This is a genomic window from Variovorax paradoxus (genome assembly GCA_016806145.1).
Taxonomy (GTDB): domain Bacteria; phylum Pseudomonadota; class Gammaproteobacteria; order Burkholderiales; family Burkholderiaceae_C; genus Variovorax.
Window position 1 is genome coordinate 5173849 of the sequence record CP063166.1, and the last position, 14979, is coordinate 5188827.

Sequence of the window (14979 nt, forward strand, 5' to 3'; positions counted from 1 at the left end):
CTTCGACTTAGGCGGCGAAGGCTCCGCGCACCGTGAGCCCCATCCAGCCGGCCGTGGCCTGCGTGGCGCGCACCTCGCCGAGCAGCGAAAGCTCCTCCACCGGATGGTCGTGGAAGCGCAGTGTGGCGCTGCCCGCGGTCCAGCCCGACTCCACGCGGTCGACGATGTCGGCGCGCAGATGGCGCGGCACCGGCACCTCCCGCGGCCGCGTCAGGTCGGGCCAGCCGATCGCGCCGATGGTCGGCGCGCGCAGGAAGCCCAGCCGTTCGCCGGGCTCGCCATTCAGGGTGACGCTGGCATCGACCAGCCGGCGTTCCTTCACGCTGAGGCTGGCGCCGAGCCGGCTGCCATGGCCCAGCGAGGCGGCCGCCGGATGGGCGATCGGCAGGCTGCGCGTGACCCAGGTCTGGCCGATCTTCTTGGGCCAGCCCTGCAGCCAGCCGCGCAGCAGCGAGATGTCCTGGTCGACGTAGATGAAAGGGCAGCAGAAGCGCTGTTCGCCCGGCGGGCCTTCGATCTCGAGCACCACGATGGTCTCGCGGTACTGCGCATAGACGGGATCGAGCAGCTCCGCGCCATCGGCGCCGCAGAACTGCCAGTCGGCGAAATGCACGCAGCCCTGGCCGGTGGCCCGGCCGAGCCCGGCGGGCAGCAGCGCGGCGGCGCGTTCGGCCTCGAAGGCGAAGGCCACGTTGACCAGCCAGCCGGCGTAGTGCCAGGGCGGCGCCTGCACGAGCGCGCTGCGGCCGGAGGCAGTGAAGGGGGGCGAGAACGGGGTGGGCATCGGGAGGCGGTTCACGAAAGTGGAAGACCGCCTCACGATAGGACGCCCGCGCGCGGGCGTCTTGTACGCCAGTGATCCCGCCGCGGTGCCCCTTGCTTCAGTCCGCCGTCGCGAACGCGCGCGCGATCTCCTGCGTCACCTGAAGGAAGCGCGCCATTTCCGCCATCGAGTTGCAGTGCAGCGGCGACACGCGCACCGTGCCCTCGAGCCCGAAGGAATCGAGCATGCGCCGCGAGTAGATGCTCGCGGCCGTGCGCTCGTAGACCGTGACGCCGCGCAGCCCGTACTCGTGCACGGCGCGCGTGCAGTCCAGGCCGTCGAAGCCGATGCCCAGGATCAGGTCGCGCCGGCTCAGGTCCGGGTGGTCGAGGAACACGCGCACGCCCGGCATGGCGCGCAGGCCCGGCTGGCCGTCCACGCCCTCGAGCAGCGCCGCGAGCAGCGCGCGTTCGTGCAGCTCGATGTGCGCGATGCCGGCCGCGAACAGCTCGCGCCGTCCGCTGGCATCGCTGAAGTGGCCGCCGAGCCAGCAGACGTAGTCGACGATCTCGCTGACCACCGCGAACTGCCAGGGCGCCACGCTGCCGAGGTCCCAGTGGCCGGCCTTCTTGCCCGCGAGCTTGTGGTGCGGCAGGGCCGCGGCGCGCTCCGACATCCAGGCAATGCCCGAGCCGCGGCAGCCGAAGAACTTGTAGGGCGCGAGGTTGATGCCGTCCACCGGCGTCTTCTGCAGGTCGATCAGTCCGTGCGGCGCATGCTGCACCGCGTCCACGACGATGTAGAGATCGGGCTTGACCTCGCGCGCGCGCCGCACGATGGCCTCGATGTCGAGCTTCGCGCCCGAGATGTTCGAGGCGTAGATCACGTTGAGCAGGCAGGTGTCGGCATCGACCAGCCGCACGATCTCGTCGACGTCGATACCACCGGTCTCGGGGTTGCTGCGCGCCACGCGCAGCTCGCGGCCGGTGCGCTCGGCGTAGAGCGCCATCGCGTCGTAGGCCGAGGGATGCTCGAGCACGGTGGTCACCATGTTCGTGCCGCTCACGTTCTCGGCCACCGCGCGCACCATGTCGAACATGGCGCCCGAGGCGGTGAGCGCCGCGAAGATGCTGCCGCCCTCGGCGTTGAGGATGGTGCGCACGTCGTCCCAGCCGCGCGCCTGCACGGCCTGCAGCTCGAGCGCGGTCTCGTGGATGCGCTCGGTGTTGTCGGGCACCGCGTCGATGGCCGCGAAGCGCTCGATGGCGGCCTTGAGCCGGAACGAGCCGCCCGCGTTGTCGAAGTACAGGCGCTCGCGCCCGTGGTGGTCGCGCTCCACGAGCAGGAAGCGCTCGCGCACCTCGCGCATCAGCGCGTCGGAGAAGGCCAGGCCGCGCGGATGCTGCGCGCCGTTCGGAGAAGAAGAACTCACGCTCACACGCCCTTGTTGTTCGGGTTCTTGTAGGTCTCGCGCACCGCGTCCGACATCGGGAAGTCGAGGCTCACGTTGCGCGGCGGAATCGGTTGCGTGAACCAGCGCGCGTAGAGCTTGTCGATCTCGCCCGACTTCATGAGGCCGGCCACGGTCTGGTCGACGATCGCCTTGAACTCGGGGTCGTCCTTGCGCAGCATGATCCCGTAGGGCTCCTGGCGCAGCGATTCCTTCAGCAGCTTGTAGTCGCTGGCGTTGGGCTGGTTGGCGATCAGGCCGGCGAGCTGCACGTCGTCGAGCACGTAGGCCGCGGCACGGTCGCTCGCGAGCAGCAGGAAGGCATCGGCCGTGTCCTTGCCGGCGATCTCCTGCACGTCGATGCCGTTCTTGCGCGCGCCGCGCAGCAGCTGGATCGAGGTGCTGCCGGCCACGGTGGCCACGGTCTTGCCCTGCAGGTCGGCGAAGCTGTTGATGCCCGAACTCTTCTTGACCGCCGCCGTGATGTTGGTGACGAAATGGCTGGGCGCGAAGTCCACCTGCTGCTGGCGCTGCGTGGTGTTGGTGGTGGTCGCGCAGTCGAGGTCCACGGTGCCGTTCTGCAGCAGCGGGATGCGGTTGGTGGAGTTCAGCAGCGTGTAGCGCACGTCGAGCTTCGGCAGGTTCAGCCTGACCTTCACCGCCTCGACGATCTTCAGGCAGATCTCGTTGGTGAAGCCGATCGGCGCCGCGTCGGCGCTGGTCTTGTACGAGAACGGGATCTGGGTGTCGCGGCTGCCGATCTGGATCGTGCCGCTGTCCTTGATCTTGCGCAGCGTGCCGCTGTCCTGGGCGGCGGCGACGCCGCAGGCCACTGCGAGGGCGATGCCGAGTGCGGCGGGGCGTGCGAAGGCGCGTGGGAAGTGCATGGTGAAGTCCTTGGCCGTGTGGTTTGAATACGAAAGTGGTGGGCGCAACCGGTTCGGAGCGCATCTTCGGCGCGGCTTCAAGTTTCCAAAAGCGATTTTTATTCATCGAAAAAGATCGCTTAAAGTGTTCTGTCGCCCAAGGAACGCACCGCCATGATGACCTTCAAGCAGCTCGAGGCCCTCTACTGGATCGCCCGCCTGGGCGGCTTCGCGCAGGCCGCCAACCAGCTCCACACCTCGCAGTCGGCGGTGTCGAAGCGGGTGCAAGAGCTCGAGGCGCTGTTCGACACCGAGCTGTTCGACCGCAGCCAGCGCAGCGCGCGACTCACCGAGAAGGGCGAGGAGATGTACGTGCTCGCGCAGAAGCTGCTGGCGCAGCGCGACGCGGCGGTCGAGCAGTTCGGCAAGCCCGGCGTGGTGGAGCGCCGGCTGCGCATCGGCGTGACCGAGCTCACGGCCATGACCTGGCTGCCGCGGCTGGTGCGGCTGATCCAGCAGCACTACCCGAAGGTGATCCTCGAGCCCGACGTCGACGACAGCCTGCAGCTGCGCGACAAGCTGCTGGCCGACGAGCTCGACCTGGTGTTCCTGCCCGACAGCTTCGCCGACGCGCGCATGGCGAGCAAGGCGATCGGCGAGGTGAGGAGCGCCTGGATGTGCAAGCCCGGCGTGGTGCCCGCCGACGCGCCGCTGCGGCTGCACGAGCTGGCGCGCCAGCGCATGCTGGTGCAGGGCGGCAACTCGGGCACCGGCCGCGCCTACGACGCCTGGATGAAGGAACAGGGCGTGCAGCCGGCCGACACCATCGTGGTGAGCAACCTGATCGCGCTGGTCGGCCTCACGGTGTCGGGCCTGGGCGTGAGCTACCTGCCGCGCGAATGCCTGCAGCCGATGGTGGCGGCCGGCATGCTGGCCGAGATCGAGGTGGCGCCGGCGCTGCCGGTGGTGCGCTACGTGGCGATGCACAAGGGCGAGCACCGCAGCGCGCTGACCTCGTCGATCGTGATGCTCGCGCAGTCCTGTTGCGACTTCACGCGCATGTTCCAGGCGCAGGCCGACGACGCGATGACGGGCTGATGTCGCGGGTCGCGCGGCGAGCGTGACAGCGGCGTGACTTTCATTCGGCTTTCACGCACGCGTCACGACCGACACCGAGACTCCAGCGCGTTCCTGGCGCGTCCGCGCCTCGTTCGCCCCCGAGCGCCGCGGCCTTGCAGCGGCGGCCTCGTGTCCCTTCCGCGTTCCTGTTCCCGTCTTCATGAAATCCCTGCCTTCCCTCTCCGGCGTGCCGCTGTCGCGCCTCGCCTTCTCGCTCGTGCTCGGCACGGCCATGCTCGCCGGCTGCGGCGGCGGTTCCGACAGCCGCGTGGTGTTCGGCGGCCTGCCCGCCGCGCCCGCCCCGGCACCCGCGCCCCCGGCCCCGCCGCCCGCGCCGGCCGCCGAAGCCGGCCGCTGGACCGTCGGCGACCTGCACGTCCACACCTGGCAGTCGGACGACACGCAGCAGATCTCCACGCTCGACCAGGTGCTGGCCAAGGCCTTCGACCGCTTCGGCCTCGACTGGGTCGCGATCTCGGACCACCTGCGTCTCTCGTCCTACGACAACGACGGCCGCACCCTGCCCGCGCAGATCCCGTTCTCCGAAGGCATGGCCAAGTACCAGGTGCCGCGCATCAAGGCGCTGCAGGCCAGCGACAAGTACGCCGACAAGACCATCTTCGCCTCGGCCGAGTGGGACATGCCCGCGCACGACCACGGCAACGTCGGCATCCTGACCGACAGCCCGATGTCGGATGCCGCGCTCAAGGCCGTGAGCCAGTTCGAGTACCTGTTCACCAACCGCGACGCCGCGCTGTTCCCGGCCGCCGACGTGGCCGCCTGGGGACCGAAGGCCGGCACCGGCTACAACACCCACGCCGAGACGATGCAGGCCGTGGCCTGGCTCAAGAAGAACTACCCGACCACCAGCTACCTGCAGATCAACCATCCCTCGCGCAACCCCGGCAAGTACACGATCGCGCAGCTGCGCGAGATGAACGACCTCGCGCCCGACATCGTGTTCTCGCTCGAGGGCATGGTCGGCAACCAGATGGAGCCCGACCGCGGCGGCTACAACAGCGCCTACATCGACGCCAACCTGCCCTCGCGCACCTACGGCGGCGTCGACCACCTCGTGGCCAAGCTCGGCGGCACCTGGGACGCGCTGCTGTCGGAAGGCCGCCGGATCTGGAACGTGGCCGATTCCGACTACCACTTCACCACCTCGCGCGGCCTCTACAGCAGCGGCTACGCGCCCGGCGAATACGCGAAGAACCACCTGTTCGGCGACATCAAGGATCCGAAGTCGCTGCTCGCGGCAATGCGCGCGGGCCGGCAGTTCGCGGTCAACGGCGACCTGATCGACGCGCTCGACTTCCAGGTCAAGAGCAGCAAGGGCGCCGGCCGCATGGGCACCGAGCTCGCGGCCGCCGCGGGCGAGGAGCTGCAGATCACGGTGCGCTTCAAAAGCCCCGAGCGCAACAACTTCGAATACCAGCTCGGCAGCGGCCTCTATGCCAACGTGAAGCCCGTGGTCGACCACATCGACCTGATCGCGGGCGACGTGACCGGCCGCGAGCAGCCCGGCACGCCCGGCTACGACCGCGCGACCAGCCCGTCGACGCGCGTCGTCAAGCGCTTCACGCGCGCCGACTGGAAGCTCGATGCCGAGGGCTACTACGCCGCCAGCTTCACCGTGAAGGCCGGCGCCAACCAGTACTTCCGGCTGCGTGGCACCAACCTGGGCACCGACGTGCCCGGCGAGACCGCCAACGGCGAGCCGCTGCCCGACGCGCGCACCGAGGGCAACGACAACGTGGCGCGCTTCAACGCGATCAATGCGCGCAACTACGCCGACCTCTGGTTCTATTCGAACCCGGTGTTCGTGAAGGTGGCGGCGAAGTAGGCCCGACCGGCCTTCCCCCTCCTTTTCCGCGCGAGAGCGCCGTGGCCCCTGGGCCCGGCGCTCTTTTTCTTGCAGCAGCGGCCGACGCGCCCCCACCCGCGCCTCAGGGAATCTACGGATATATGAATATCTGGATGATCTTGATTGTGCTCAGTTTTTGTATACAAATAACGAACTCAAAAACGGGCGCACAAATTGCGTCGCAAGCCGGTCCTCCAACGCAACCCAAATCGAAGAGACGAGGTAAAGACCATGAGCACAGCCGTCAGCCAGACGCCCGCCGGGGGCAGCGCAGCCAGCGCCCCGGCGCATGCCGAATCGAATGCCCTCATCAAGCCCGGCTACGACCCGCGCCTGACCAACGAGGACCTCGCGCCGCTCAGGAAGCAGACCTGGGGGCAGTACAACATCTTCGCGTTCTGGATGTCCGACGTGCACAGCGTGGGCGGCTACATCACGGCCGGCAGCCTGTTCGCGCTCGGCCTGTCGAGCTGGCAGGTGCTGGTGTCGCTGTTGGTGGGCATCGTGATCGTGCAGATCTTCTGCAACCTGGTCGCCAAGCCCAGCCAGGTGACCGGCACGCCCTACCCCGTGATGTGCCGCGCCTCCTTCGGCGTGCTCGGCGCCAACATCCCGGCCATCATCCGCGGTCTGATCGCGGTGGCCTGGTACGGCGTGCAGACCTACCTTGCCTCGGCCGCCTTCATGGTGCTGGCGCTGCACATGTTCCCGAACCTCGCGCCCTACGCCGACCTGGCGCAGCACGGCTTCGTGGGGCTGTCGACGCTGGGCTGGGTCGCCTTCATGGTGATGTGGGTGCTGCAAGCCTTCGTGTTCTGGCACGGCATGGACGCGATCCGCAAGTTCATCGACTGGGCCGGTCCCGCGGTCTACGTGGTGATGGCCATCCTGTGCGGCTGGCTGGTGTGGAAGGCCGGCTGGAAGAACATCGACCTGAACCTCGGCGGCATCAAGTTCCAGGGCTGGGACGCGCTGCCGGTGATGCTGTCGGCCATCGCGCTGGTGGTCAGCTACTTCAGCGGCCCGATGCTCAACTTCGGCGACTTCTCGCGCTACGGCAAGAGCTTCGACGCGGTGAAGAAGGGCAACTTCTGGGGCCTGCCGATCAACTTCGTGTTCTTCTCGCTGCTGACCGTGATCACCACCGCCGCCACGCTGCCGGTGTTCGGCGAACTCATCACCGACCCGGTGCACACCGTGGGCAAGATCGACAGCACCACCGCCGTGGTGCTGGGCGCGCTGACCTTCATGATCGCCACCATCGGCATCAACATCGTCGCCAACTTCGTCTCGCCGGCCTTCGACTTCTCGAACGTGGCGCCGCAGCACATCAGCTGGCGCACCGGCGGCATGATCGCCGCCGTGGGCTCGGTGTTCCTCACGCCGTGGAACCTCTACAACAGTCCCGAGGTCATCCACTACACGCTCGACGTGCTGGGTTCGTTCATCGGCCCGCTGTTCGGCATCCTCATCGCCGACTACTACCTGGTGCGCAAGCAGCAGATCGACGTGGATGCGCTCTACAGCATGAGCAAGCAGGGCAAGTACTGGTACAGCGGCGGCTACAACCCGAAGGCGATCCAGGCGCTGATCCCCTCGGCGCTGGTGCCGATCCTGTGCGTGATGGTGCCGACCCTGCGCGGCGCGGCCAACTACGCCTGGTTCATCGGCATGGCGCTGGGCTTCGTGATCTACGCGCTGCTGAACCGCAACAACAAGACCTGACCACACCGCAAGAGAAAGGGAGCGCACCGTGCGCATCAAGATCATCAACCCCAACACCACCTGGAGCATGACCGAGAAGATCGGTGCCTGCGCCCGCGCGGTGGCGCACGCCGGCACCGAGATCGTGGCCGTGAGCCCGGCCATGGGCCCGGTCTCCATCGAGAGCCACTACGACGAGGCGCTGGCCGTGCCCGGCCTGCTGCAGGAGATCGCGGCCGGCGAGCGCGACGGCATCGACGGCTACGTGATCGCCTGCTTCGGCGACCCGGGCCTGAAGGCCGCGCGCGAGCTCGCGCGCGGGCCGGTGGTGGGCATCGCCGAGGCCGCGATGCACCTGGCCAGCATGGTCGGCAGCCGCTTCAGCGTGGTCACCACGCTGGGGCGCACCATCGGCCAGGCCTGGCACCTGGCGGAGATCTACGGCATGGAGCGCTTCTGCGCCAACGTGCGCGCCTGCGAGCTGCCGGTGCTCGAGCTTGAGGAGCCGGGCTCGCGCGCGCGCGAACGCATCGTCGAGGAATGCCGGCGCGCGCTCGAGGAGGACGGCTCCGACTGCATCGTGCTCGGCTGCGCCGGCATGACCGACCTGTGCGAGCACATCGGCGAGCTGCTCGGCGTGCCGGTGATCGACGGCGTGGCCGCGGGCACGCAGCTGATCGAATCGCTGGTGCGGCTCAAGCTGCGCACCAGCAAGCGCGGCGAGCTCGCGCGGCCGCTGCCCAAGACCATGGTCGGCGCGCTCGAAGGCTTCACCCTCGCGAGGCCATAGCGGCATGTGCGCCGGGCACCGGCTTGCGCCAAGCGACAATCCACCGATGCCCCGCGCACGTTCCACCCCCGCTCCTTCCCCCGCCGCGCCGGCCGCCACCGACGCCGGCCCGGCCGCCGCCAGCGAGAAGGCGGACAAGGCCAGCTCCATCGAGAGCATCGCCCAGGACATCGCCACCGCCATCGTCGAGAAGCGCCTGCCGCCCGGCACCTGGCTGCGCGAGGAGGCGCTGGGCCGCGTCTACTCGGTGAGCCGCACCAAGGTACGCGCGGCGCTGCTGATGCTGTCGAAGGACAAGCTGATCGAGATCATTCCCGACAAGGGCGCCTTCGTCTGCCAGCCCACGGTGGAGGAGGCGCGCGAGGTGTTCGCGGTGCGCCGCATCCTCGAGCGCGAGGTGGTGCGGCTGTTCATCGCCAACGCGCGGCCGCGCGACTACCAGGCGCTCGACCAGCACATCCGCTTCGAGCGCAACGCGCTGCGCCAGACCACCACCATGGGCACGGTGCGCGAGAAGCTGCTGGGCGACTTCCACGTCGCGCTGGCCGAGGCCACGGGCAACCACACGCTGGCCGAGCTGGTGCGCGAACTGGTCGCGCGCAGCTCGCTGATCGCGATGCTCTACCACTCGTCGAACGATCCGCACTGCTCGTCCGACGAGCATGCCGACTTCCTGCGTATCTGCCGCACCGGCGACGTGGAAGCCGCCGTGAACTGCATGATCGAACACCTCGACCGCATCGAGGCCAGCCTCGAGCTCGGCACCGGCAAGCCCGACCGCCAGCTCGACCTGGTGAAGGCGCTGCTGGCCTGAGGAGCGCGCATGGTGGCGAGCGACACCGGTCTCGCGCTCGGGCGCCTGCGGTGGCTGCGCGGCTTCAAGCAGAGCCATTTCGCGCAGCGCATGGGCGTGCACCAGGCCACCGTGTCGCGCTGGCCGACGGCAGCGCGGGGCGGCTGGTCATCACCGTCGCCCGAGAGCGGACCGCCCCACGCATGACTTGTGCATGGACGGCGCGCGCGACCTCGCGTTAGCCTCGCGGTTTCGAACATCCCCATCGCAGGAAGGACACCGTTCCCATGACCACACTGGTCACCGGCAGCGCCGGCCATCTCGGCGAAGCACTGATGCGCCATCTGCGCGCGCACCCCGACGCCTGGGGCGAGGCCCGCGGCATCGACCTGCTCGCCTCGCCCTTCACCGACCGCACCGGCTCCATCGCCGACCGTGCCTTCGTGCGCGAGTGCATGCGCGGCGTGCGCACGGTGCTGCACACCGCCACCCTGCACAAGCCGCACGTGGCCACGCATGCGAAACAGGACTTCGTCGAGACCAACATCGCGGGCACGCTCGCGCTGCTCGAGGAGGCGGTGGCGGCCGGCGTGCAGGCCTTCGTGTTCACGAGCACCACCAGCAGCTTCGGCTCGGCGCTCACGCCGGCCGCGGGCGAGCCCGCCGCCTGGATCACGGAAGACGTGACGCCGATCCCGAAGAACATCTACGGCGCGACCAAGACCGCGGCCGAGGACCTGTGCCAGCTGTTCCATCGCGAGCACGGCCTCCACGCAATCGTGCTGCGCACCTCGCGCTTCTTCCCCGAGGACGACGACGATCCGCGCGCACGCGAGCGCCACTCGCTCGAGAACGCTCAGGCCAACGAGCTGCTGCATCGCCGCGCCGACATCGCGGACATCGTCGAGGCGCACCTGTGCGCGGCACGGCGCGCACCGGCACTGGGCTTCGGCCGCTACATCGTCTCGGCCACCACGCCTTTCGCGCGCGACGAACTCGCGCTGCTGCGCAGCGATGCGCCGGCCGTGCTGCGCCGGCACTTCCCCGACTGCGAGGCGCTCTACGAACGGCGCGGCTGGACCCTGCCCGCGCAGCTCGACCGCGTGTACGTGAACGCGCGCGCGCGGCGCGACCTGGGCTGGGCGCCGAAGCACGACTTCGCGCAGGTGCTGCAAAGCCTGCGCGAGGGCCGCGACTTCCGCAGCGAACTGGCGCATGCCGTGGGCAGCAAGGGCTACCACGCGCAGCGCTTCGAGGACGGCCCCTACCCAGTGGCCTGAACCAGCCGCCGGCACGGCATCCGGCCCGCCCGGGCCCCCCCGGGTTTTCCTCAGTCCGGATTGCCGCATAAATTGTATACAGTTTCGCGTACACCAGATGCGGTGGACGCGCCCGACGACTGCGCGCCGCACCTCTTTCTGTCTTTTTCTCATTGCCGCAGCAGGAGATTCACGATGACGGCCGACTCCCTTTCCACAGTCCATCCGGTGGACCAGCGCCTGCCCACCGGCAAGCTCACCGCCCTGGGCCTGCAGCACGTGCTGGTCATGTACGCGGGCGCGGTCGCGGTCCCGCTGATCGTGGGCCGTGCGCTCAAGCTCTCGCCCGACGAGGTCGCGCTGCTGATCTCGGCGGACCTGTTCTGCTGCGGCATCGCCACGCTGATCCAGGCGCTCGGCGCCACGCAGTGGTTCGGCATCAAGCTGCCCGTGATGATGGGCGTGACCTTCGCCTCGGTGGCGCCCATGGTGGCCATCGCCAATGCCAACCCGGGCCAGAACGGCGCACAGCTGCTGTTCGGCGCCATCATCGGCGCGGGCATCGTCTCGATACTGATCGCGCCCTTCGTGAGCCGCATGCTGCGCTTCTTCCCGCCGGTGGTCACGGGCACCATCATCGCGGTGATCGGCATCAGCCTGATGCGCGTGGGCATCAACTGGATCTTCGGCAATCCCGTGGGCCCGACGGCGCCCGCGCTGGTCGATCCGGTCTACGCCAAGTGGCTGGCCGAGGTCACCTCGCCCGGCAGCTCCATCCCCGCCGTGCCCAAGGGCTTCGCGATCATGCCCACCGTGCCCAACCCCAAGTACGCCGACCTCTCGGGCCTGGGCGTGGCCGCGCTGGTGCTGGTGTCGATCCTGCTGATCGTGAAGTACGCCAAGGGCTTCGTCGCCAACATCTCGGTGCTGCTGGGCATCGTCATCGGCGCGGTCGTGGCCTCGCTCACCGGCCTCATGACCTACGAGAAGGTCGGCAAGGCCGCGTGGTTCGACATCGTGCTGCCGTTCCACTTCGGCATGCCGCAGTTCGACCCGATCCTGATCCTCACGATGACGCTGATCATGGTGGTGGTGATGATCGAATCGACCGGCATGTTCCTCGCGCTCGGCGAGATGACCGAGCGCAAGATCTCGCAGCAGGACCTCGCCAAGGGCCTGCGCACCGACGGCCTGGGCACGCTGATCGGCGGCATCTTCAACACCTTCCCCTACACCAGCTTCTCGCAGAACGTGGGCCTGGTCGCCGTCACCGGCATCAAGAGCCGCTATGTCTGCGTGGCCGGCGGCGTGATCCTGATCGTGCTGGGCCTGCTGCCGAAGATGGCGGCGCTGGTGGAGTCGCTGCCCACCGTGGTGCTCGGCGGCGCGGGCCTCGTGATGTTCGGCATGGTGGCCGCCACCGGCATCCGCATCCTCTCGGGCGTCGACTTCAAGCACAACCGCCACAACGCGATGATCGTGGCGGTCTCGATCGGCGTCGGCATGATTCCGCTGATCGCGCCCAACTTCAAGCAGTGGATGCCGCATGCGATCCACTCGCTGATCGAGTCGGGCATCCTGCTGGCGTCGATCGCGGCGGTGCTGCTGAACCTGTTCCTCAACGGCGCGAAGCACGACGAGCAGGCGGTGATCGCGGCGGCGAAGCATGCGGATGCGCACTGAGCCGCTGCACGCCACAACGAACGAAGGGGCCGACGGCCCCTTTTTTCATGCAGCGCGCACGGCCTCTGCTAGACCGCGTGCGCCGGCACGCCGCGCTGCGAGGCATGCCAGCCGAGCAGCCGCTCCTCGGCCAGCTCGATCCCCTTGAACAGCACCACGCCGAGCACGCACAGCAGCGCGAGCGCGACGAACACGGTGGAGGTGTCGAAGCTGCCCTGCGCCACCAGGATCACGTGGCCCAGCCCCGATTCGCCGGCCACGAACTCGCCGACGATGGTGCCCACCAGCGCGAAGGACACGCCGACCTTCATGCCCGCGAACAGGCTCGGCAGCGCATTGGGAAAGCGGATCTTCCAGAGGATGCGCCCGCGCGTGGCCTTGTTGACCCGCGCCATGTCGAGCATGTCGGGGTCGGTGGAACGCAGCCCCAGCACGCAGTCGATCAGGATCGGGAAGATCGCGATCAGCATCGCGATCGCCACCTTGGGCAGCGCGCCGGTGCCCATCCAGATCACGAACAGCGGCGCGAGCGCCACCTTGGGCACGGCATTGAGCGCCACCAGCAGCGAGTAGAGCGTGCGGTCGAGGAAGCGCGAATAGACGATGCCGATGGCCGCGGCCACGCCGAGCACCACGGCCAGCACGAAGCCGTACATCGTGGTGAGCAAGGTGTCGAGCGTTTCGCGCAGCAGGTAGCCAGGCTGCGCGAGGAACTGCCCGATGATCTTCGAGGGCGCGGGCAGCAGGAAGTCGCGGATGCCGAGCAGGCGCACGCACGCCTCCCAGGCCACGAGCAGCACGGCGAGCGTGAGCAGCGCCTGGCGGCTGCGCTCGGTGTGGTTCCAGAGTGTCTTCATGGTCAGTAAGCGCCCAGTTCGCGGAAGGTTTCCTTGATGCGCGACACGTAGGCCGCGAACTCGCGCGTCTCGCGCACGTCGAGGCCGCGCGGCCGCTCGAGCTCGATCGGCAGGATGTCGGCGATACGGCCGGGACCGCGCGCCATCATCACCACGCGCCCGCCGAGGTAGACGGCCTCGGTGATCGAATGGGTGATGAAGATCACCGTCTTGCCGGTCGCCATCCAGGTGCGCTGCAGCTCCGCGTTGAGCGCATCGCGCGTGAAGGGGTCGAGCGCGCCGAAGGGCTCGTCCATCAGCAGCAACTGCGGATCGAGCAGCAGCGCGCGGCAGATCGAGACGCGCTGGCGCATGCCGCCCGAGAGCTCGCGCGGATAGCGGTCCATGAAGTCGGCCAGGCCGAACAGGGCCAGCAGTTCGCGCGCGCGCGGTGCATGCCGCGCACGCTCGAGGCCATGGAATTCGGCGGCCGCCAGCACGTTGTCGAGGATGCTGCGCCATTCCAGCAGCAGGTCGCGCTGGAACACCACGCCCATGTTGTCGGGCGGCTCGGTGATCGGCACGCCGTCGAGCGCGAGCCGCCCGCTGGTGATGGGCTCGAGCCCGGCGATGCAGCGCATCAGCGTGCTCTTGCCGCAGCCGCTCGGGCCCACGATCGAGACGAACTCGCCGCGCGCCACGCCGAGGCGCACGTCCTGCAGCGCGGTGATCGGCTTGCGGCCAGACTGGTAGACCTTGTGGAGGCCGTCGATCGACAGGAAATCGGCCACGTGATGTGCTCCGCGCGCGGGCGCTTCAGACGGAAAGGAGCGCATTGGTGTAGTAGTCGGAGGGTTTGCGGCCCGGCTTGATCTGGCCGGTCTGTTCCATCGAGCGGATCGCCGCGGCCCAGTCGGCGTCGGACTGCTGGCCGATCGGCAGGCTCTTGTCGCCCGGGCTCTGGAAGAAGGGGCGGTAGGCCACGAGCTGTCCCTTGAGCACCTCGGGGTCCAGCCGCGCAGTCGGCCGCTGCGCCACGATGGCGGCCACCGCCTCGTCGATGTGGTTGTCGTGGATGTACTGCCAGGCGCGCAGCTGCACGCGCGTGAACTTCGCGATCGCGGCCTGCTTCGACTCGATTGCCTTCGGCGTCGTGGCCAGCCCGTAGCTCGGGAAGCTGATGCCACTGTCGGCCAGCAGCAGCGCGCTGGCCTTGCGGGTCTTCAGCACCATCGGCTGGCCGAACGGGGCCTGCGACATGAAGCCGTCGCTGTTGCCCGAGGCATAGGTCGAGATCATCGCGCTGGGCGTGACCATCACCAGCTCGATGCTGCTCTTGCTCATGCCGTTGGCCTTGAGGAAGGGCTCGATGAACGGCGCCCACGGGCTGGTCGTGAAGCACACGATCTTCTTGCCCGCGAGCTCCTTCGGCGACTTCACGCCCTGCGCCGCATCGGTCATGACAGCGAGGTCGCCGGTGCGCGCGAAGCCGGCGATCGAGACCAGCTCGAGCCCGTTCTCCTTCGCCACCGCCATGGTGCCGAGCGCCACCTGGCCCACGTCGACCTGCCCTGCCGCGAGCAGCTGCAGCGTCGAGATGGTGCCGGTGCCGTCCTGCACCTCGACCTCGAGGCCCTCGTCCTTGAACCAGCCCTTCTGCTGGGCCAGGTGAACCGCGCCGTGCATGCCCCAGGGCGAGAAGTCCATGCGCACGCGCAGCTTGGTGGCGCCTTGCGCCTGCGCCGTTCGCAGGCCGAGGGACAGCGCCGGGAGCGCGGCCATCGCCGCGAGGCCTTGGGTCAACGTACGTCTTTTCATCGCTTACCTCTGCTTCTTCGTCATGGGGTGG

At 68.6% G+C, this 14979-nt stretch carries 13 protein-coding genes and 1 pseudogene; 8 read left to right on the forward strand and 6 right to left on the reverse strand.

All coding sequences use genetic code 11. The features are described 5' to 3' along the window. Positions 1 to 7 precede the first annotated feature (7 nt). From INQ48_24055 to INQ48_24065, 3 genes are all read right to left on the reverse strand, one after another. Positions 8 to 784 carry an acetoacetate decarboxylase family protein gene (locus tag INQ48_24055; GenBank protein ID QRF56401.1) on the reverse strand — a complete coding sequence of 259 codons (777 nt, stop codon included), beginning with the start codon at positions 782 to 784 and terminating at the stop codon, positions 8 to 10. A gap of 97 nt (positions 785 to 881) precedes the next feature. Beyond that, positions 882 to 2132, reverse strand: coding sequence for an aminotransferase class V-fold PLP-dependent enzyme (locus tag INQ48_24060; GenBank protein QRF60867.1), 1251 nt, complete (start codon positions 2130 to 2132; stop codon positions 882 to 884). 65 nt (positions 2133 to 2197) lie between these two features. Beyond that, positions 2198 to 3100, reverse strand: coding sequence for an amino acid ABC transporter substrate-binding protein (locus INQ48_24065; GenBank protein ID QRF56402.1), 903 nt, complete (start codon positions 3098 to 3100; stop codon positions 2198 to 2200). Between the two features lie 156 nt (positions 3101 to 3256). Between INQ48_24065 and INQ48_24070 the strand changes: the two genes are divergently transcribed. The 8 genes and pseudogenes from INQ48_24070 to INQ48_24105 all read left to right on the forward strand — a co-directional run bounded on the left by INQ48_24070 (position 3257) and on the right by INQ48_24105 (position 12294). After that, positions 3257 to 4177, forward strand: coding sequence for a LysR family transcriptional regulator (locus tag INQ48_24070; GenBank protein ID QRF60868.1), 921 nt, complete (start codon positions 3257 to 3259; stop codon positions 4175 to 4177). Positions 4178 to 4358: 181 nt separating this feature from the next. Then, complete coding sequence (locus INQ48_24075) at positions 4359 to 6044, forward strand: S-layer protein (GenBank protein QRF56403.1); 1686 nt, start codon at positions 4359 to 4361, stop codon at positions 6042 to 6044. 252 nt (positions 6045 to 6296) lie between these two features. Continuing rightward, positions 6297 to 7790, forward strand: a complete 1494-nt coding sequence (locus INQ48_24080; protein ID QRF56404.1) for an NCS1 family nucleobase:cation symporter-1 — start codon at positions 6297 to 6299, stop codon at positions 7788 to 7790. 28 nt (positions 7791 to 7818) lie between these two features. Beyond that, complete coding sequence (locus INQ48_24085) at positions 7819 to 8559, forward strand: aspartate/glutamate racemase family protein (GenBank protein ID QRF56405.1); 741 nt, start codon at positions 7819 to 7821, stop codon at positions 8557 to 8559. Between the two features lie 46 nt (positions 8560 to 8605). Continuing rightward, positions 8606 to 9373, forward strand: a complete 768-nt coding sequence (locus tag INQ48_24090; protein QRF56406.1) for a GntR family transcriptional regulator — start codon at positions 8606 to 8608, stop codon at positions 9371 to 9373. A 9-nt stretch (positions 9374 to 9382) separates the two neighbouring features. Then, a pseudogene (locus INQ48_24095) lies at positions 9383 to 9502 on the forward strand (helix-turn-helix transcriptional regulator). A gap of 137 nt (positions 9503 to 9639) precedes the next feature. Then, the gene (locus INQ48_24100) at positions 9640 to 10632 is read left to right on the forward strand and encodes an NAD(P)-dependent oxidoreductase (GenBank protein QRF56407.1); all 993 of its coding nucleotides are present in this window, start codon (positions 9640 to 9642) and stop codon (positions 10630 to 10632) included. Between the two features lie 174 nt (positions 10633 to 10806). Next, the gene (locus INQ48_24105) at positions 10807 to 12294 is read left to right on the forward strand and encodes a purine permease (protein QRF56408.1); all 1488 of its coding nucleotides are present in this window, start codon (positions 10807 to 10809) and stop codon (positions 12292 to 12294) included. 68 nt (positions 12295 to 12362) lie between these two features. On the opposite strand, the gene INQ48_24110 is transcribed toward INQ48_24105, so the two are convergent. The 3 genes from INQ48_24110 to INQ48_24120 are packed head-to-tail and all read right to left on the reverse strand — an operon-like array spanning position 12363 to position 14912. Further along, positions 12363 to 13151, reverse strand: coding sequence for an ABC transporter permease (locus INQ48_24110; GenBank protein ID QRF56409.1), 789 nt, complete (start codon positions 13149 to 13151; stop codon positions 12363 to 12365). A 2-nt stretch (positions 13152 to 13153) separates the two neighbouring features. Continuing rightward, complete coding sequence (locus INQ48_24115) at positions 13154 to 13966, reverse strand: ABC transporter ATP-binding protein (GenBank protein QRF56410.1); 813 nt, start codon at positions 13964 to 13966, stop codon at positions 13154 to 13156. Beyond that, positions 13947 to 14912, reverse strand: a complete 966-nt coding sequence (locus INQ48_24120; GenBank protein QRF60869.1) for an ABC transporter substrate-binding protein — start codon at positions 14910 to 14912, stop codon at positions 13947 to 13949. Before INQ48_24120 ends, INQ48_24115 begins: the two co-directional genes overlap by 20 nt. Positions 14913 to 14979 lie beyond the last annotated feature (67 nt).

Coding starts and splice junctions, on each gene's coding strand:
- INQ48_24055 (QRF56401.1), bottom strand. CDS start 784: ATGCCCACCCCGTTCTCGCCCCCCTTCACTGCCTCCGGCCGCAGCGCG.
- INQ48_24060 (QRF60867.1), bottom strand. CDS start 2,132: ATGCGCGAGGTGCGCGAGCGCTTCCTGCTCGTGGAGCGCGACCACCAC.
- INQ48_24065 (QRF56402.1), bottom strand. CDS start 3,100: ATGCACTTCCCACGCGCCTTCGCACGCCCCGCCGCACTCGGCATCGCC.
- INQ48_24070 (QRF60868.1), top strand. CDS start 3,257: ATGACCTTCAAGCAGCTCGAGGCCCTCTACTGGATCGCCCGCCTGGGC.
- INQ48_24075 (QRF56403.1), top strand. CDS start 4,359: ATGAAATCCCTGCCTTCCCTCTCCGGCGTGCCGCTGTCGCGCCTCGCC.
- INQ48_24080 (QRF56404.1), top strand. CDS start 6,297: ATGAGCACAGCCGTCAGCCAGACGCCCGCCGGGGGCAGCGCAGCCAGC.
- INQ48_24090 (QRF56406.1), top strand. CDS start 8,606: ATGCCCCGCGCACGTTCCACCCCCGCTCCTTCCCCCGCCGCGCCGGCC.
- INQ48_24100 (QRF56407.1), top strand. CDS start 9,640: ATGACCACACTGGTCACCGGCAGCGCCGGCCATCTCGGCGAAGCACTG.
- INQ48_24105 (QRF56408.1), top strand. CDS start 10,807: ATGACGGCCGACTCCCTTTCCACAGTCCATCCGGTGGACCAGCGCCTG.
- INQ48_24110 (QRF56409.1), bottom strand. CDS start 13,151: ATGAAGACACTCTGGAACCACACCGAGCGCAGCCGCCAGGCGCTGCTC.
- INQ48_24115 (QRF56410.1), bottom strand. CDS start 13,966: ATGCGCTCCTTTCCGTCTGAAGCGCCCGCGCGCGGAGCACATCACGTG.
- INQ48_24120 (QRF60869.1), bottom strand. CDS start 14,912: ATGGCCGCGCTCCCGGCGCTGTCCCTCGGCCTGCGAACGGCGCAGGCG.